This is a genomic window from Arcticibacterium sp. SM2516 (genome assembly GCF_057914865.1).
Window position 1 is genome coordinate 1,426,253 of sequence record NZ_CP195290.1, and the last position, 18,173, is coordinate 1,444,425.

Below are 18,173 nucleotides of genomic sequence, written 5' to 3' on the forward strand. Positions count from 1 at the left end.
AGGGAGTGGGAGTTAAGTTCATCTAGTGATCCTAACTTTTATTAGTTGGTCATCGAACCTTTTAAAACAAAAAAAGCTCTTCGGCCTAAACCAAAGAGCTTTTTCTATCTATTTTATGCTTCTCACTTACTTGAGAGTCGTAATCTCAAATTTTAGTTTAGCTGGCGTATTTCTTGGAATAACCTGTTGGTTTCTAAGGTATTCAAGGCTATAAACATTGGAGATTACTTTTGAGAATTTCTCAAAAACTCCTTTAGCTTGTGAAATTGTTTTAGGGAAACTGGCAGTTCCTCCGTTACCAGCTAGTTTAGTTAAAATCGTTTGGTCTACTCCACCATCTCCGTTAAGACCAATCGCAAAACTTGTTATTTTGTAGGCATTTTTGTCAGATTTAATTCTGTTTAACAAGTAATCTACTGTTACCGTAGGAGAAGAGTTATTGTCTGATCCATCTGTAAAGACGAATAATACTTTGCTTTGAGATTTAGAATCTTGAAGCATGTCTATTCCTATATCTACGGCGTTATAAAGTGTCGTAAATTTCCCTTGAACTAGGCTGCTAACATAAGATTTTAGGTCATCTCTGTTGGTAGTAAGTGGATGTGCCTTTACATCATCCGCAAAGTCTACAACGCCCATTTTAACCACTTTTCTGTCGTTAAAAACTTGATCTATGAAGTTATTGGCATAAGATTTAATCGTAGTAAAATCTTGTCCTAAAGACTCAGAACGGTCTAAGACCAGTACGACAGAAATGTCTTCAGATTGGTCAAAGTCCATCGTGAACTCGATATCTTTTTTCCATGCACCATCTCTTAGCTCATAAGCGGTGATGTTTTCAATGTTATAATTGTTAGAATTGTCATCTATAATTCTGAAGTTATCAATCTCCACTTTTGTAAAAGATGAACCTTGAGAGCTACCTTGAAAAGTTTTGCTAAAATCGATTTTAATTTCTCTTGATGTGTTTAATTCGTCAAAACGAACCTCCGGCGTTTTTCCTGTGGTATTCCAGAAATCAAGGTAAATCTCAAATACTTTACCTTTAGGATCTGGTCCCTTACCCCCGCATGATATTAGAAAAAAGGAAATGGCAACAGTAGCCAACCGCAATAATGCGGATCTTTTGAAGATCTTCATGTTAAATTTTATTTTGTTAGCACGTAATTCCAAACGACAAGAAGTCTATAATCATTATATGACCGTGAGAATTTCTTGTAATTTTGTGTAAAGATATAAATATGAAAGTAGGAATCATAATTTTAGCTGCGGGTGAATCCAAAAGAATGGGTGTTCCAAAGCAATTACTAGACGTTCAAGGTGATTTACTAGTCGTAAAGCTTATTAAGGAAGCTTTAAGTGTTGATAACGTATTGGTTACGGTAGTTTTAGGAGCACATAAAGACCTTATTATGCCAAAACTTTCTGGCCTTCCAATTAATATTGTTGAGAATCCCCTCTGGGAAACAGGCATGGCAAGTTCCATCATTAGAGGTTTAGCAGGAACTTATATGCTCAATAAGAACATTGACGCCGTATTGGTGATGACTTCTGATATGCCTGAAGTAAATTCGGAATACCTGAAACATATGATATTGGAGGCGAAAAAGACCGATAAATTTATTGTTGCTTCTCAATATAAAAAGACCGTTGGGGTACCCGTCCTTTTCAAAAAAGAGACTTTTACCATTCTGTTGAATTTAAAAGGTGATTCTGGAGCGAGACAGATATTAAAGGAAAACCAGTCTCATACTAAGAAAATAAGTTTTTTAGGGACTGGTATTGATTTAGATACGAAAGAGGATTATTTAAACTATTTAGATGCCCAAAATTAATTTTTCTGCCTTAGCGTATTATTTGGCACTTCCATTCATTTACTTTATTTCTATTTTACCTTTTTGGGTACTTTATCTTATCTCAGATATTATACTTTATCCTATCATCTATCTCATGCTAGGTTACAGGGAAAAGGTGGTTAGTGAAAACTTGGCAAATGCGTTTCCGGAAAAGTCATTAGCGGAGCGGAAATCCATAGAAAAGCGATTTTATCATTACCTCTGCGATTTGTTTCTGGAAACTTTGAAATGTATTACCATCTCAGAAAAAGAACTGAATAAAAGGTTTGTATGCCAATATGATAAAGTATTGATGCATAAATGGTACGAAGAAAATAGAAGTGTTGTACTTACTACGGGGCACCATGGGAATTACGAATTCTTGGCACAAAGACTAGGTAACGGTTTTGAGCACAATGGCAATGGACCATACCATGAGTTATCAAATCCGTATTTCGACAGACTGTTTTACAAAATGAGAATAAGGTTTGGCACAGAAATGTATCCTACCTCAAAAACCTTTAAACGAATAATGCAAGGGTTCGAATCGCCATCTATTATTGGCCTTGCGAATGACCAATCGGCTCCACCCAAAAGCTCCTATTGGACGACTTTTTTAAACCAAGAAACTTCTTTTTTTAATGGGACAGAAAGTATAGCAAAGAAATTTGACATGCCAGTGATTTTTTGTTCGATAGCACGCGTTAAAAGAGGTTATTATGTGTCAACATTCGAGTTAATAACGGAATTTCCCAAGCAGGAACCAGAAGGATACATTCTAGAAAAGCATGCCCGTATTTTAGAACAAAACATAAAAGATACACCAGAATACTGGTTGTGGAGTCATAGAAGATGGAAGCATAAAAGACCCACCTAAGTTCGTTTATCAAAGGCATCCAAATAGCCATAAAATGCCTCCAGAAGGCAGAAGAATCCCGTCATAAAAAAACCTTTCATTAAAATTTCACTTTCTACGTTTGGTTCTATTTGATATATCAAGAGACCTAAAGAAAACGCAATGAAATTAAAGAACAGACCAAAACATAAAACAACATATCTGTTTTTTGATAATGGTGTATTTAATCCTAAAACAATAAAAAAGGAAATGAACGTACTTAGCAGAACAAGAATGGGCTCGTATCTGGCTTGAATTTTCGCGTTAAAGAAATATTGAAAACTTAGGAAAGATACAAATCCAATCGGGAAGCTAATTAGCCAGTCTTTTTTTCTTTTGGTATACAAACCCGCCCCCCTTTTCTTAAAAAGGAAGACAAAGGTTAAATAAAATACAAAGGCATAAAGAGCATCAATGGTAACGGTGATATTATTATTTAGAAATTTACTCTCAAAAAAAGACTTTAAATCTAAAATGAAATGAGTAATGATTAAACCTGCAAAAATGTGTTTGAAGGTTTGTTCGTATTGGTGCTTATGTGAATAAATCAGGAATAAAAGAATTACAAAAGGAAGACTACCGAGCCCGTTAGCCAAAAAATAATTTGCGACGTAAATTTTAATCGCAAATGAAAAAAAACAAATTCCAGCAAAAAGAGAAATCAGTAAAAACTTCCTCATAGCATATCAAAATCTCCAATACCTTGCCTTATTACTTCAAATTCGTCATCAGTGGCATCTACAACCGTAGACGGATTTATGCCACTCCAGCCTCCATCTATGATTAAATCTGCATTGTGTTCGTTTTGTGCAATGATGATTTCAATTTCGTTTGGGTATTCTAACATATCGTCTACGTCGTCTTTAACAGAAGTGGTGATGATGGGATTTCCTAATGCTTCCACAATAGCCTTCGGTATGGGATGATCAGGCACTCTTATACCAATATTCTTTCTGTTGGTTTGTAAAAGCTTTGGCAGCTTTCCAGTGGCGGGTAAAATAAAAGTGAATGGCCCTGGAAAAGCTTTTTTCATGATTTTGAAAGCCTTGTTAGAAACCCTGGCGTAATCCGCAATATTACTTAAGTCACTACAAACAATAGAAAAGTTATTCTTTTTAACCTTTAGCCCTTTCAATGCACTCAGCTTTTCAACCGCCCTATTCTGATAAATATCGCATCCCATGGCGTAAACCGTATCTGTGGGATATATAATGATACCGCCATCCTTAAGGCACCTTACCACCTCATCTATCTTTTGAGGATCGGGATCGTGTTCATATATTTTTAAAATTTTAGCTATCATTATTTTGTGTTTGAATAGTCCATTACAAGATTACAAAATGCCTGAACGCCCACCTTAAAGCCACTTTCGTCTAAATAAAAATCAGGCGTATGATGTGGTGCCACGTCTTCAGGGTTTTTACCTTTTTCCATCGCTCCCAGAAAGAAGAATAAACCAGGAACTTCCCTCGCAAAATAGGAGAAATCTTCTGCACCCATAACAGCGGCTTTCTCATTTACATGACCAATACCAGCGGCTGAAACCAGAGAGGGAAGCATTTTTAAAGTAAGTTCGGGGTCATTATAAGTTACAGGATAGCCATCTTCTATCAATACTTCCGCTTCTGCACCAGCACTTGCCGCTATATTGGTGGCAATGGTTTTAATTCTTTGATGAATCATCTTCCGCTGCTCTAGATCCAAAGTTCTGATGGTACCAATTAGCTCTACTTTTTCAGGAATAATATTATGCCTATTCCCGCCATGAATGGCTCCTACACTCACTACAGCAGGATTATTAATCAGATTGACGTTTCTACTTACAATGGTATTTAAACCCATAATGATTTGTGAAGAAACCATAATGGGATCTATACCAGACCATGGATAAGCCCCATGCGTTTGCTTGCCCTTGACGGTGATGTAAAACTGATCTACACCTGCCATGACAGAGCCAGGTTTGTAGAGAATAGTGCCCGCAGGTGTTTGGGAGTTTATATGCAATCCAAAAGCCACATCTACATCTGGATTTTTCAATACGCCTTCCTTGACCATGAGGTCAGCTCCAAAAGCTATTCCTTCAGCAAAAACACCCTCTTCGGCGGGTTGAAAAATAAACTTAACAGTACCCTTTAACTCGCTTTTATGCTTTGAGAGCACTTCGGCTGTAGCCATTAAGATAGCGATATGACTGTCATGGCCACAGGCATGCATAACGCCCGTTTTCTGACCGGCATATTCCACCATAACCTCTGACTTGAAAGGCACATCCACCCTTTCAGTCACTGGAAGAGCATCCATATCTGCTCTTAAGGCTATTACTGGCCCGGGTTTATCACCTTTGAGAATACCTACAACACCCGTTTTAGCTACATTTCTAGTTACTGCAATGCCTAAAGATTCTAGATGTTTAGCCACAATTTCGGAAGTTCTGAACTCTTGATTTCCTAATTCAGGATGAGTATGAAAGTCTCTTCGCCATTCAATGATTTTAGATTCTATGGCAGCAATATCCTTTGTAAAATAAGATGGTGTCGTCTTTTGTGCAGATAGACCTAAACAGCTGACCGTTATAAGTAGGTAGATTTTTTTTAACATGGCATCATATTTTTTGCTGAACGCAATATAAAAATTCACTAGCATCAATCTAAGAATTGACCTCGAAATTAAGCGGTACAATTTCAAATCTGTTTGAGATATTCATAAATAATGTGGTATTTGAATCGTTGGATTCATTAAATCGGTAACCCTAAAAGGTTTTTAGCTCAAACTTATCGTTTGAAATTCTAATTATATGAGGAAATTATTCTTTTGTTTGATGCTTAGTTGCATCGCAAATTGGACCTATGGTCAGGCAAGTGCAGACTCCGAAAATCCTCCCAGTATACGCTGGATGCAAATCAAAAATGAAAATTCAACGATAATTTATCCTAAAGGTTTAGAAAGCTATGCCAATAAATTCGCAGCCACGATTGACCATCTTGATAAAAACAATAAAACCACCATCGGGCCAAAGGTTACTCCTATTCCAATAATACTTCATGGCAAGAGTATGGAGGGAAATGGTTTTGTGGCTAGTGTGCCATTTAGAAGCGAAATATATACGACACCAATTGCTAATTGGAATATTCTGGGTCAAAATAACTGGTTAGACGCACTCGCAATTCATGAATACAGGCATGTGCTTCAAAATAGTAACGCAGATGTGGGATTCTCAAAATTAGCAAGGTTTATTACAGGAAGAGGGGGATGGTCTGCTGTTTTAAGATTTACGGACCCCGCTTGGTTTGCCGAGGGAGATGCGGTTATGACAGAATCTTTATTGACGGAGGCCGGAAGAGGGAGGATGGCATCTTTTACCGCTGATTTAAGAGCCAACCTCTATGCAGGAAAGCATTTCTCTTATAACAAATCGAGGAACGGTTCTTATAAGACTAAAATGCCTAATCATTATCCTTTTGGATATGTTTTGAACCTTTATGCTAGAAAGACTTACGGGGATGACGTTTGGTCAAAGGTTATTCATGATGCTAATTTTTTCAAACCACCTATTTATCCTTTTTCTGGAGCTATAAAAAGACATACTGGATTGAGTGCCAAAAAGCTTTATAAGGCCGCTTATGCAGATTTTGAAATGAAGACAGAGGCACTTATCCATGATTTAGATGTAATAAGTTTTGATTCACTGAGTACCGCGAAAACAAAAAGCGTCGTAAATTATATTTATCCAAAAACCTTAGCCGATGGCAGTTTGATTGCTAGGAAATTTGGATTTTCTGTGACACCAAAGTTGATTAAATGGGATATAAATGGAAAGGAAAGTACGCTTTCTAGTATAGGTATTTCTAATAACCCATACATTTCCTATGCCGAAAAAGGAGCACTATGGTTAGAAAATCAAACCAATCCAAGGTGGGCGAATGTCGATTTTGCAAGAGTCGTTTATTACGACTTCGCTACAGATACCAAAAGGATTTTAAAAGACGCTGACCGTTATTTTTATGCCGCTCTCAGTCCGTCTGCTGAGGAGTTTATGACCATTATATTGAATGAGGATTTGGCTTATGAATTAACCGCTTTCAATACCCAAACGGGTGAGAAAAAGAATGATTTCAGTAATGAAGAGAACTGGGATTTAGCGTATCCTATTTACAGTAATGATGGTATGAAGTTGTTTTATGTGGCAAGAAAAGATGGGAAATTGGCCATCGTAAAGCACGATTTGGCTAATGACCAAAAAGAGCTTCTTACCAACTGGATGAATGCCATTATGGTGGAATTAAGTGAATCCGTAGATGACATCTACTTCAAGGGGAATTTTACGGGAATAGATAATATTTACAAGGTGTCAAAATCAGGTGATAAACGTCTTTATAAAGTCTCTTCTGTTCCCGTGGGAGCTGGCTATCCTTCCTTTAACAACAGGAGTAACACAATTTTATTTAGTAATCTGACCGATAAAGGGTACCATTTGGCAAGTATGGATTTAACGGATGTTAATTTTCAAGAAGTAACCACTAATCTTAAAGAAAATACAGACTTTTTTAATGACCTCAATAACCTACCTGAAAATGGGAGTATACTGGACAATATAAAAGAACAGAACTATCAAGCCGAGCCTTACAAAGGCTTTTTAAGAGGTTGGAACTTTCATTCTTGGGGAGTTTTGCCAGCCTTTGGTTCATCAGAAAACAGTGCTTTACCCAGTTTGGCATCTTCCAACTTTTTTCTGAATATGGATGACATTCTGGGAGCCAATAGCTTAGTCTTAAACTATACCCGTTACATTACAGAAGGAGAAAACGCTTATGGAATAGATTACGTGATGGCGAAGTATTTTGCCAAATTAAATGTGGCTTACGAGTATAGAGGAAGAAAAGTAGAAGCCGCCAAAGGAAATAGAATTTTGGAATTTGACGAGCAGGAAGCTACAATAGGGCTCAATGTTCCATTAGAAATGATAAAAGGCAACTATGTTTGGAATACAAATGTGGTGGCCAATTGGAAAGGTATTCAGCAGTTTAGGTCTGATAATTTCTTTGAGTTCGATAACTCTAAATTTGGGCTCTATGAGCTAAAAGGTGGTGTTTCTGTGAATCGTCAAAAGGCTTACAAAAACCTGCAGAGTAAACTAGGGGGGAGTGTTAGCCTGAGTTATGCAGAATCCTTTCAAACTGGAATAGCCAAAATGTTTAGGGCTGGAGCCAATATCTTGTTACCTGGAATTGGTGTCAATCATGGTTTGGAGATTCAGCAAGCCTATTATGATGAAAGCAACAAGAACCTTTACCGATTCCCAAATACGTTTTCGCTAGGTCGTGGACATAGCATTTTTGGTATTCAGAATGCTTATAGGACATCCATTAACTATAAAATGCCGCTATTATATCCTGATTTAGGGATCAATGGCATTACCTATGTAAAGCGTTTAAGAATGAACCTTTATTTTGACACGACGCATGCAAAAGATTCAGGAGGGGAAACCGATTTAAGAACAGCTGGTGCCGAGTTTCTGTTTGACCAAACCGTTTTCAATTTGTTTGACTTGCCTATTGGGCTAAGGGTAGGATATAGGTTCCCAAACAAGTTTTTGCCTAATTTAAAGTCAACTTATATCAATTTGATCATTGGTGGCTAGTTCAAACTCATTGTTCCAAAAACGAGGCTTTCTAGGAATTTCTTTAAATCTTTTCTGTCCTTATTCTCAGAAAAATCACATAGTCGGGGTAAATGCTCCATGAAAAAGTGCTGAAAATGAGCGGTTTCCACCAAAGTACTTGCCAGTGAATGACTGTATTTGAAATGAGGGTTATACGTTCGGAAAGTTTCAGCTATCATACCACATAAGTCCTTATATGGCTTAAAAAGCATTTCTTGATTATTGACATCCACTTCTTTGGATAGGTAGGTCTTGCTGCCTTCGGCTATAACCAAATTGTAAAGAGATTTTGGATCCAAAGTACTGAAAAAGGCATTCTCTTGGTCTTCCCATACCAGTAGGTCAATAATCTTCTTGATTTTTTCCTTTGGATCTTTCATATTGTTCAAGTGAAACATCACTTGAAATTCAATAAAAGCCCAATACCAATCCACCAGATAAATGAGTAATTTGTGTTTGTTTTCAAAATAGCGGTAGATGGTGGCTTCTGTAGTTGGAATCTCCTTAGATAATTTTTTGAAGGTAAAATGCTCATAACCTTTCACTGAAAGCATTTTCAAACCTTCTTGTACTATCTTTTCACCTATAGAAGTACTGTTAGGATCCTTAAGATAGAGTTTCTCGTTTAATTTAATGTTGAAATTTCCCTGCATTGATGTATTTATCTTGAATCAAAAATAATAGTAATTATGCTAATAATCAAAGTAAACTTACTATTTGTAATAGTATTGCTATCGTTATGTAAAGTTTTACTACATTTGTGCAAATTATGATAAAAATGGAAAAAGAAAAGTACTTAGAAACCACTATCAGTCAGGCTATAAGTAAAATATTCAAACTACTTTGGTTGGATAAGAAAGACATCTCTGCCATTTATATTTATTCCGTTTTTGCAGGTTTAGTTGCCCTTTCTCTTCCTTTAGGTATTCAAAGTATCATCACTTTTGTGATGGCCGCACAGATGTCAACTTCTATAGGTATTTTAATAGCGATGGTGCTCACGGGTACTTTCTTAACTGGTTGGCTGCAAGTTAAACAACTAGAGATTATTGAGAAAATTGAGCAGAAAATATTTGTGAGATATGCCATGGAATATGCACATAGGCTTCCAAAATTAGATATTTCCAAATTGGATGCTTATCATTTGCCAGAACTGGTCAATCGTTTTATGGATGTGGGCAGTTTACAGAAAAGCTTACACAAGCTTCTTGTGGATATTCCGGCTTCCATTATTCAGATTCTTTTGGGTACCATTTTACTGGCCTTTTATCACCCTCTTTTTATAGCTTTTGGTTTGGTTTTACTATTGATCGTCATTCTGATTATCAGATTTACTTCAGCTAAAGGCTTTAAAACTTCTATGGAAACTTCCAACTATAAGTATATGACCTTGGGTTGGTTTGAAGAAATGGCCAGAAGTATAAAATCTTTTAAATATGCCAGAGAGACCCGGCTACATCTAGATAAAACAGATGGAATCATTACAAAATATGTAAGAGCCAGAACAGACCACTTTGCGACGCTAAAAGTGCAATACTGGAGCATGATATCCTTCAAACTGCTTATTACCGCAGCTATGCTTATATTGGGTGTAAGCTTACTTACCAGACAACAAATTAACATTGGCCAGTTTATAGCATCAGACATTGTCATCATTGCCATCATAGCTTCCGTAGAGAAATTGATCGTAAATATGGATCAAGTCTACGAGTCTCTAACAGCTGTAGAAAAGTTAGATAAAGTTGCTAAAGCAGATATTGAACCCACAGGAACAGTAAAATTAGATCCTAATAAGGAGTCCGTAACTATCAAATTTGAAGATGTTTCATTTGGATATTACCCTTCTGATTTAAAGCTAAAAGATATTAATATAGACATCAAAAAAGGAGAATGGCTTTTGATAAAAGGAGAAAGTGGTGCAGGAAAAACAACTCTTTTAAGGCTTTTGACGGGGGCTTTTCAAAATTTTGAAGGAAAGCTTTTAATAGATGGCATACCTATAAGAAATTATGATGTGCAATCCATTAGAAATCAAACGAGCTTTTTGCTTGGACAGCAAAATATTTTTGAAGGAACCCTTTTACAGAATTTAAATCTGGACAATAAGGGTGTCAGCTTGACCGATGTTAAATCCATTGCGGAAATTACAGGCTTACAAAGCTATATTGAAAGTTTACCTCATGGTTATGACAGTGTTCTAGACCCTGTAGGGAAAAGAATTCCTGCCGTTATTAGGCAGCAGATTCTGCTTACCAGAGCATTGCTATGTAAACATAGACTTGTTCTGATGGAAGAGCCGTTTAGATATTTAAATCAAATGCAAAAAGAAGCATTAACAGCCAAACTTAAAGCGGATGGAAGTACGGTAATTCTTACATCAAAAGACAGTTACTGTGAAAAATTAGTAAATCAGATCGTAACCCTCGAAAACGGAAAATTGACTTATGGATAATCATTTTGAAGGAAACACCTACTTGAAGAAGGATTTAAGGGGAAGTGTAAAGGCATTTTCAGAGATTTACAAAATAGACCAGAAAAATTCAGTGTTCAAGTGGTTTATGGGTATGGCTGTATTGTTTGCCTTGATTTTGTTTCTGCCATGGACACAGAATATCAGAGCTACGGGTAAAGTCAGTACACTAAGGCAGGAAGATAGACCTCAGGAACTGAACACCATTATACCCGGTAAAATAGAAAAATGGTATGTGAAAGAAGGCGATTTTGTGTCAAAAGGAGATACCATTTTAAAGTTAGGCGAAGTTAAAGTGGATTATTTTGACCCTATTCTAATAGACAGAACCCAAAAGCAAATAACTGCCAAACAGGGGAGCATTAATGCCTACGAGGGAAAAGCTCAAACAGCAGGAAAACAGATGGCGGCTATAGAATCTGCCATGAAATTCAAACTTCAATCCATAGAAAATAAGTTAGGACAGCAAAAAATGAAAATTGCGAGTGATAGTGTTTCACTGATAGCAGCGAATAATGCTTTCTTGGCTTACAACCGACAGTTTAAAGCTGCTCAAACGATGTTAGACAGTGGAGCCATTTCAACGACCGATTTTGAAAAACGTAGAATTGCTTTTCAAGACGGACTGGCAAAACTGAATACGTCAGAAAATAAGTTTACGCAAAGCAAACAGGAATTTCTTAATCTTCAAATTGAGAAAAACACCGTGGTTCAGGATTACCTTGAAAAACTGTCAAAGACGGAAGGTGAACGATACAGCAGTATTTCTTTGGCGGCAAATGGTGAAGCAGAAATAGCTAAACTAGAAAATCAGTTGGCTAATTATGATGCCAGACGTGAGCTCTATTATATTTTGGCTCCGCAAAGTGGTCAAATTACGAAGGCTAGAAAATCAGGAATAGGAGAGATGTTAAAAGAGGGCGAGAATATCGTGGAGATAGTTCCTGTGAATCCTAGCTATGCCGTAGAGATGTTTATTGAACCCATGGACTTGCCATTAATTCAAATAGGTCAGAAAGTCAGATTAGTTTTTGATGGCTTTCCTGTGATTGTTTTTAGTGGTTGGCCAAATAGCAGCTATGGTACTTTTGGAGGTGTAATAACCATGGTAGAAACCTCCAGCAGCCTTAATGGGAAATTTAGAGTTTTGGTGGCAGAGGATGCTGAAGAAAGAAAATGGCCCACTACGTTAAGAATGGGAGGTGGAGCTAAAGGCATCTCTCTGCTCAAAGATGTGCCAATCTATTATGAGCTATGGCGGAATATTAATGGCTTCCCACCAGAATATTATCAGGCAGAAAGCTCTATCGCTAAAACGAAAGCAAAATGACATTAAGAATAATATACCTATGGCTTTTCTTCCCGATTCTCTCTATGGGACAGGATATGCTGTTCTTTGAGACCTTTTTAACAACTTTCGAAGAAAATCATCCTGCTTTTAAGATCTCGGAGGCAAACGTCAATCAATCTAGAGCTCATTTATTGGCTACAAAAGGTGTCTTTGACCCCGTTTTAGCTTACCAATCGGATAATAAGACTTTAGCAGGAGACCAATACTATAATACACAGAATCCAGAATTAAAGGTTCAAACTCCTTATGCCTTGCGGCTTAAAGCAGGAAATGAATATACTTCTGGCAAATACTTAAATCCACGCGAGACCTCAGGTAACCTCACCTATTTTGGTTTAGAACTGCCTGTTTTGAAGGGTTTGCTGATGGATGGCCAGAGGGCAGCCAGAAAACAGGCGGAATTGATGATTTCTCAAAGTGCCGAAGAGCAGCGTCAAATGCTCAATGACATGTATTTGGATGCCATTGAAGCTTATTGGCTATGGGCAGCATCTTTTCAAAGCTATGAGCTATTAAATGAACAAGGTATGAATGCCCAGAAGCGATTGGAAATGACAAAACTTGGATTTAATAATGGAGCTGAGGCACGAGTTGATACGGTTGAGGCTTTTTTACAGGTTCAAAATATCAAATTACTCAGCCAAGAGGCCTATATAGATTTAAGGAAAAACACCATAGCCTTGTCGGCTTTCCTTTGGGATACTGATGGAAGCCCATATTTATTAAATGAAACAGAAAGGCCACAACCAATGCCGACCAACCTAGAAGCGGTGCCTGTAGATGAGATGGTATATTTAGCCAAATTAAACCATCCGGAGCTTAAAACGTATCAATTCAAATTGGATGGGCTAGATGTGGAACGCCAACTAAACAGGCAGGCTATGCTGCCGACTTTGGACTTAAAATATAATCTTTTGGGGAAGGATTATTTCTCTTCGGAATATGCTGTTAATCCATATTTGGCTAACAATTACAAATTTGGTATCGATTTTAAAATTCCCTTATTTTTGAGAGAAGGAAGAGGTAAGTTTGCGAAAACGAACTTCAAAATTCAAGAGACTACCTTTCTTCAAGAGCAGAAAACCTGGAATATTGAAAATAAAGTTAGGCAGTATGCCGTTGAAACAGACTTACTAGCGAATCAGCTAGGTACAGCAAGTCAACTGGCCGATAGTTACAGATTTCTGCTACGCAATGAAGAACTTAAATTCTCACAAGGGGAGAGTTCTCTTTTTCTGATTATTTCTAGAGAAAACAAACTCATTGATGCTCGAAAAAAGATATTAGAAGTTAATCTGAAATATTTAAAAGCGTATTTTAAACAAAGATGGGCGGCTGGATTATTAGCACCCACTAATTAAATTTATAATTATGGTTCTCGTACATTTATTAATCAATAATAAGGAGTATTTAAGCCAAATTTCTGAATGGCTCTTAAGAGATAATTTTGCTTTTTCAGTGGAAATAGACTATACCCGAGAGCATTATATTCTTGATAACGAAAAGCTAATAAAAGAAACCGTACATAAACTTTCCTTTATCTCTGAGGCCTCCAAGTTTAGCCAGATTCAAAGTGCCCTAGAAGAAAAATACAGAGACGCCTTGAAAGAAATTTATTCGGTACCTATTGTATATCAAAACTGGGCTTCTTTATAGCTTTTTATAGAAAATAAGGTATAAGAAAAGGCGGCATTTGGATTTCCAAAATGCCGCCTTACTTTTTAATGCTAAGATTTGTATAAAGTGGGTTAAACCACCACATTTACAATCTTCTTCGGCACTACTATGATTTTCTTTAAGGGTTTGCCATCCATCCATTTGATAACGTCTGCATGAGCTAATACCACTTTTTCAATCTCTTCTTTACCCGTTTCGGCAGGGAAACTCAGTTTAACGCGAACTTTTCCGCCTATTTGTATAGGATATTCTATTTCATCCTCTTTTAAGAACTCCTCAGAAAAATCTGGGTATTCTTGAGAGGTGATGCTGCCTTCTTCGTTTCCTATTTTAGCCCAAAGCTCCTCTGCGATATGCGGTGCATACGGAGAAATAATGACTAGTAAGAGTTCTAAAATTTCCTTTTTATGGCATTTCAAATCAGTCAGTTCATTCACGCAAATCATGAATGTACTTACGGAAGTATTAAAAGAGAATGTTTCAATATCTGAACCTACTTTTTTGATGGCTTTATGCAAAGCTTTTAACTCTTCTGGCGTAGCTTTTTCATCTACCAAAAGAGCTTCGCCATTCTGGTCAAAGAACAAACGCCAAAGCTTTTTCAAGAACCTTGAAGTTCCTTCAATCCCCTTAGTATCCCATGGTTTTGCTTCTGTCAATGGTCCTAAGAACATCTCGTAAAGACGAAGGGTATCTGCACCATAACGGTCTACTAAAATATCAGGGTTTACGACGTTGTATTTAGACTTCGACATCTTTTCTACTTCGCTTCCGCAAAAATATTTACTGTTTTCCAGAATGAATATGGCATTGGCATCCACATCATTTCTGGTCGACTTAAAAGCCTCAATATCTAAAATATCATTGTCGACAATATTGACATCGACATAAAGCTTTTGCGTATCGTAATCTTTTCTTAAACCGTAGGAAACGAAAGTTGGTACTTCGGTATTCTTCACTCTGTAAACAAAGCTAGAACGCCCCTGAATCATCCCTTGGTTTATCAGTTTCTTGGCAAACTCCTCTTGTTTTACAAAACCTTTATCTTTCAAGAATTTATTCCAAAAGCGGCTATACAATAAGTGACCAGTAGCGTGTTCTGTGCCGCCTACATATAAGTCAACATCTTGCCAGTAATCCAATGCTTCTTTTGATGCGAAATCATCTTCATTTTTGGCATCCATGTAACGGTACCAATACCAGCTACTTCCAGCCCAACCTGGCATAGTAGATAATTCGTAGTCATAACTAACAATCTCCCCTTCTCCCTCTGGGGAAGGGGTTGGGGGTTGGGGTACATATTTCCAGTCTTTAGCACGTCCTAAAGGTGGCTCACCGGTTTCTGTAGGTTTGTACTCGTCAATTTCAGGAAGAACTATTGGCAAGTCAGACTCGTCCACTAAATAGGGTAGGCCATTCTCTTTAAAATAGACAGGAACAGGCTCTCCCCAGTAACGCTGACGTGCAAAAACCGCATCTCTTAGTCTGTAATTGATTTTACCTTTTCCTACTTTATTTGCCTCAATCCAGTTTATTAATGTGTCAACGGCTTCTTGGTATTCCATGCCGTTAATCATGCCCGAATTGATGTATTTTCCTTCTTTTGATGCGTCAGCAGCTTCTTCTAAATTTCGCTGAGCGTCAGAAATAGCAGGAATTGGCAAATTGAAATGCTTTGCAAAATTCCAATCTCTTTGGTCGCCACTTGGCACAGCCATCACAGCTCCTGTACCATAACCTGCCAACACGTAATCAGCAATCCAGATAGGAACTTGCTCGCCATTGACAGGATTTACGCAGTAAGAACCCGTAAATGCTCCAGAAACCGTTTTAACATCAGACATACGGTCTAATTCAGAACGTTTCTGCGTTTCTAGTTTATAGGCCTCAATGGCTTCTTTTTGCTCTGGTGTGGTGAGTGTGTCTACCCATTCGTGCTCGGGAGCCAAAACCATAAAACTCACGCCATAAATGGTGTCAATTCTAGTGGTAAACACTTCTACTTTGCCTTCAAAACCTCTTTCTTTTAATAAAGCGGTCTCAGCTACTGGAAATTTGACAGAAGCTCCTTGTGAGCGACCAATCCAGTTTTTTTGTTGCTCTTTGAGCGAATGCGACCAATCTACGTTTTCTAAGCCATCAATTAATCTGTCGCAATAGGCCGTGATACGCATCATCCACTGACGCATTTTTTTCTGAATCACAGGATAACCACCACGCTCCGATACACCATCTTTTACCTCGTCATTTGATAGCACCATGCCCAGTTCAGGGCAAAAGTTTACCATAGACTCTGATAAATAGGTCAATCTGTAATTTAAAGTGGTTTTGTATTTTTCATCTTCCGAAAGGGCATTCCATTCGGCAGCCGTAAATTCTGGTAATTCATCATCACAAACGGCATTAGCAGCAGCAGAACCACCTTTGGCAAATAATGCTTCTAATGTTTCAATGTCCTCAGCTTTATCCGTGTCTTTATTATACCAGCTATTAAAAAGCTGCATAAAAATCCACTGCGTCCATTTGTAATATTCTGGTGAAGAAGTGCGAATTTCTCTGCTCCAGTCGTAACCAAAGCCAATATTCTTCATTTGACCTATGTAGGTTTCAATGTTTTTTTCTGTTGTAATGGCAGGGTGCTGCCCAGTTTGAATGGCGTATTGCTCCGCAGGAAGACCAAAAGAGTCAAAACCCATAGGGTGCAAAACGTTAAAACCTTTCAGTTTTTTATAGCGGCTATAGATGTCAGAAGCGATGTAACCCAGCGGATGCCCCACATGAAGACCTGCCCCAGAAGGGTAAGGGAACATGTCTAGTACATAAAATTTAGGTTTTGAGTGGTCAATATCGACTTTATAGGTCTCATTGCTTTCCCAATATGCCTGCCACTTTTTCTCTATTTCCGAAGGATTATAAACTGCCATTTCTGCCTTTTAAACTTAAAATTTTGGCAAAAATAGGGAATTGGTGGGAGAGTGTCTAGAAAGGGTTTGTCTATTGAGGTTTTATTGTTGTGTCTGATGTTAAATGTCGGTTGCTAGATGCTTGTTGTTTAATGTTTAAATGTCAGTCGAGCGAAGTCCCTGCCCGTCCGGAAGGCGGGGAGTACCAATCATCATGGTATATTTACAAAAGGTGGTCAAGTGTTTAAAACAAATAAGTTTTTAGGGCAGTTAATTATTTGTTATTCTTTTAAAAGGTCAAAAAAGAAATTGACCTTTTACCAGTAAATAAATCTAAAAAAAACGGCTCCACCAATTTATAAGGCAAAGCCGTTTTGTCATTTGAAATGCTACTTTTAAGAAAGAGCCGCCTTCGCAAATTGAAAGCATTTACCCACTTCTGTTACAGGGTCTGAGTTTTCAGGAACTGCATACTCCAGTTCTATGGTACATGGGATGTCGTATTTTTTGTCTCTTACCAGTCTCAGTATCTCTTTTATTGGTGTGTCGCCTTCACCCCACGACAAGTTATCTCCACCGTTCGCTTTGGTTTGGCGGTCTTTGATGTGCATACTCGTGATTCTGTCGTGACGGGCTTCTATCAGCTTCAATAGGCTCTCCTTTGTATTATCTCCACCGGCGGCTATATAATGACCGCAGTCTAAGTTCATGGAGTTATAAGGAGATTGTGCCAGAGCTTCGTCCCAAATAGTATCTGTAGCCGTGGTATGAAGATGATAACCCACGTACATTTTGTTTTTTTCTCCTAGTTTTCCAAGTCTTGCAGACTGTGCCGAATCTCTAGGTAGCTCTAATGTAACAGATTTTGCTCCTAGTGCCTTAGCTGCTCGCATAGCGTATTCTATCTCCGCATCGGTATTATCTGCTCCGAAGGCATTTGGTTTAAAAGCATAAATGCTCACACCTGCTTTCTTGTACATTTTAGCAAACTCCTTGAAAGGTTTCATAGAGACGGTTTCACGCCATTTAGCCACATCCATTTTATGCTGGTCCATTTTGCCTTGCTCTTCGTCCGTTGGTTTTCTTCTTTTGCCATTGACATAAAATGTGCTGTTATCAATTGGGCTTTTAGGCTTTCCTGCGTATTCTTCAGCAGGGTCGCCCATCAGTTCAATGGCAGAAATGCCTGCATCCACACAGTATTGAAGCACTTGTTCCGCACTTCCTGGCAAACTTCTAAAAGAATAGGTGATGGTGCCAATCTGCACTCCATTGATAAGGGAATTTGGTTTAAGAACACCCGCATAGGCTTTTGAGCCCAGTACTAATCCACCAAGTATGGCGGCAGACGAACTGTATATAAAATCTCTACGATTCATGTAA

Annotated in this window: 14 protein-coding genes; 7 read left to right on the forward strand and 7 right to left on the reverse strand. The window is 37.9% G+C overall.

Annotated elements, in window-relative coordinates:
• Positions 1 to 126: 126 nt before the first annotated feature.
• Complete coding sequence (locus ACSBFT_RS05890; RefSeq protein ID WP_463047544.1) at positions 127 to 1,140, reverse strand: vWA domain-containing protein; 1,014 nt, start codon at positions 1,138 to 1,140, stop codon at positions 127 to 129.
• A 101-nt stretch (positions 1,141 to 1,241) separates the two neighbouring features.
• Here ACSBFT_RS05890 and ACSBFT_RS05895 point away from each other — a divergent pair, with 101 nt between their 5' ends.
• Together ACSBFT_RS05895 and ACSBFT_RS05900 are read left to right on the forward strand one after the other, a co-directional pair.
• On the forward strand, positions 1,242 to 1,835 hold the full coding sequence (locus ACSBFT_RS05895) for a nucleotidyltransferase family protein (protein WP_489603907.1): 594 nt from the start codon (positions 1,242 to 1,244) through the stop codon (positions 1,833 to 1,835).
• Positions 1,822 to 2,712: a lysophospholipid acyltransferase family protein gene (locus ACSBFT_RS05900; protein ID WP_489603908.1), complete on the forward strand. Its 891-nt coding sequence runs from the start codon at positions 1,822 to 1,824 to the stop codon at positions 2,710 to 2,712. The genes ACSBFT_RS05895 and ACSBFT_RS05900 overlap by 14 nt, the downstream gene beginning before the upstream one ends.
• On the opposite strand, the gene ACSBFT_RS05905 is transcribed toward ACSBFT_RS05900, so the two are convergent.
• The 3 genes from ACSBFT_RS05905 to ACSBFT_RS05915 all read right to left on the reverse strand — a co-directional run bounded on the left by ACSBFT_RS05905 (position 2,709) and on the right by ACSBFT_RS05915 (position 5,328).
• Complete coding sequence (locus ACSBFT_RS05905) at positions 2,709 to 3,326, reverse strand: hypothetical protein (RefSeq protein WP_463047547.1); 618 nt, start codon at positions 3,324 to 3,326, stop codon at positions 2,709 to 2,711. The two genes, ACSBFT_RS05900 and ACSBFT_RS05905, sit on opposite strands and share 4 nt — an antisense overlap.
• A gap of 80 nt (positions 3,327 to 3,406) precedes the next feature.
• The gene (locus tag ACSBFT_RS05910) at positions 3,407 to 4,033 is read right to left on the reverse strand and encodes an L-threonylcarbamoyladenylate synthase (protein WP_463047548.1); all 627 of its coding nucleotides are present in this window, start codon (positions 4,031 to 4,033) and stop codon (positions 3,407 to 3,409) included.
• Positions 4,033 to 5,328, reverse strand: a complete 1,296-nt coding sequence (locus tag ACSBFT_RS05915) for an amidohydrolase (protein ID WP_489603909.1) — start codon at positions 5,326 to 5,328, stop codon at positions 4,033 to 4,035. The genes ACSBFT_RS05910 and ACSBFT_RS05915 overlap by 1 nt, the downstream gene beginning before the upstream one ends.
• Before the next feature lie 196 nt (positions 5,329 to 5,524).
• Between ACSBFT_RS05915 and ACSBFT_RS05920 the strand changes: the two genes are divergently transcribed.
• Positions 5,525 to 8,368, forward strand: a complete 2,844-nt coding sequence (locus ACSBFT_RS05920; protein ID WP_489603910.1) for a TolB family protein — start codon at positions 5,525 to 5,527, stop codon at positions 8,366 to 8,368.
• Here the strand turns inward: ACSBFT_RS05920 and ACSBFT_RS05925 are convergent.
• Positions 8,365 to 9,042, reverse strand: coding sequence for a TetR/AcrR family transcriptional regulator (locus ACSBFT_RS05925; protein ID WP_463047551.1), 678 nt, complete (start codon positions 9,040 to 9,042; stop codon positions 8,365 to 8,367). The two genes, ACSBFT_RS05920 and ACSBFT_RS05925, sit on opposite strands and share 4 nt — an antisense overlap.
• Before the next feature lie 125 nt (positions 9,043 to 9,167).
• Here ACSBFT_RS05925 and ACSBFT_RS05930 point away from each other — a divergent pair, with 125 nt between their 5' ends.
• Genes ACSBFT_RS05930 through ACSBFT_RS05945 form a run of 4 tightly spaced genes read left to right on the forward strand, consistent with a single transcriptional unit; the run spans position 9,168 to position 13,866 of the window.
• Positions 9,168 to 10,841, forward strand: a complete 1,674-nt coding sequence (locus ACSBFT_RS05930; protein WP_489603911.1) for a peptidase domain-containing ABC transporter — start codon at positions 9,168 to 9,170, stop codon at positions 10,839 to 10,841.
• On the forward strand, positions 10,834 to 12,189 hold the full coding sequence (locus ACSBFT_RS05935; RefSeq protein WP_463047553.1) for an HlyD family secretion protein: 1,356 nt from the start codon (positions 10,834 to 10,836) through the stop codon (positions 12,187 to 12,189). The genes ACSBFT_RS05930 and ACSBFT_RS05935 overlap by 8 nt, the downstream gene beginning before the upstream one ends.
• Entirely contained in the window at positions 12,186 to 13,571 is a 1,386-nt protein-coding gene (locus ACSBFT_RS05940; RefSeq protein ID WP_489603912.1) for a TolC family protein, read from the forward strand. Before ACSBFT_RS05935 ends, ACSBFT_RS05940 begins: the two co-directional genes overlap by 4 nt.
• A 10-nt stretch (positions 13,572 to 13,581) precedes the next feature.
• A complete protein-coding gene (locus ACSBFT_RS05945) occupies positions 13,582 to 13,866 on the forward strand; it encodes a hypothetical protein (protein WP_463047555.1) in 285 nt (94 codons plus the stop codon).
• A 92-nt stretch (positions 13,867 to 13,958) separates the two neighbouring features.
• On the opposite strand, the gene leuS is transcribed toward ACSBFT_RS05945, so the two are convergent.
• Both leuS and ACSBFT_RS05955 read right to left on the reverse strand, forming a co-directional pair.
• On the reverse strand, positions 13,959 to 16,811 hold the full coding sequence (leuS, locus tag ACSBFT_RS05950; protein WP_489603913.1) for a leucine--tRNA ligase: 2,853 nt from the start codon (positions 16,809 to 16,811) through the stop codon (positions 13,959 to 13,961).
• 374 nt (positions 16,812 to 17,185) lie between these two features.
• On the reverse strand, positions 17,186 to 18,169 hold the full coding sequence (locus ACSBFT_RS05955) for a sugar phosphate isomerase/epimerase family protein (protein WP_489603914.1): 984 nt from the start codon (positions 18,167 to 18,169) through the stop codon (positions 17,186 to 17,188).
• Positions 18,170 to 18,173: the final 4 nt, after the last annotated feature.

Coding starts and splice junctions, on each gene's coding strand:
- ACSBFT_RS05890 (WP_463047544.1), bottom strand. CDS start 1,140: ATGAAGATCTTCAAAAGATCCGCATTATTGCGGTTGGCTACTGTTGCC.
- ACSBFT_RS05895 (WP_489603907.1), top strand. CDS start 1,242: ATGAAAGTAGGAATCATAATTTTAGCTGCGGGTGAATCCAAAAGAATG.
- ACSBFT_RS05900 (WP_489603908.1), top strand. CDS start 1,822: ATGCCCAAAATTAATTTTTCTGCCTTAGCGTATTATTTGGCACTTCCA.
- ACSBFT_RS05910 (WP_463047548.1), bottom strand. CDS start 4,033: ATGATAGCTAAAATTTTAAAAATATATGAACACGATCCCGATCCTCAA.
- ACSBFT_RS05915 (WP_489603909.1), bottom strand. CDS start 5,328: ATGTTAAAAAAAATCTACCTACTTATAACGGTCAGCTGTTTAGGTCTA.
- ACSBFT_RS05920 (WP_489603910.1), top strand. CDS start 5,525: ATGAGGAAATTATTCTTTTGTTTGATGCTTAGTTGCATCGCAAATTGG.
- ACSBFT_RS05925 (WP_463047551.1), bottom strand. CDS start 9,042: ATGCAGGGAAATTTCAACATTAAATTAAACGAGAAACTCTATCTTAAG.
- ACSBFT_RS05930 (WP_489603911.1), top strand. CDS start 9,168: ATGGAAAAAGAAAAGTACTTAGAAACCACTATCAGTCAGGCTATAAGT.
- ACSBFT_RS05935 (WP_463047553.1), top strand. CDS start 10,834: ATGGATAATCATTTTGAAGGAAACACCTACTTGAAGAAGGATTTAAGG.
- ACSBFT_RS05940 (WP_489603912.1), top strand. CDS start 12,186: ATGACATTAAGAATAATATACCTATGGCTTTTCTTCCCGATTCTCTCT.
- ACSBFT_RS05945 (WP_463047555.1), top strand. CDS start 13,582: ATGGTTCTCGTACATTTATTAATCAATAATAAGGAGTATTTAAGCCAA.
- leuS (WP_489603913.1), bottom strand. CDS start 16,811: ATGGCAGTTTATAATCCTTCGGAAATAGAGAAAAAGTGGCAGGCATAT.
- ACSBFT_RS05955 (WP_489603914.1), bottom strand. CDS start 18,169: ATGAATCGTAGAGATTTTATATACAGTTCGTCTGCCGCCATACTTGGT.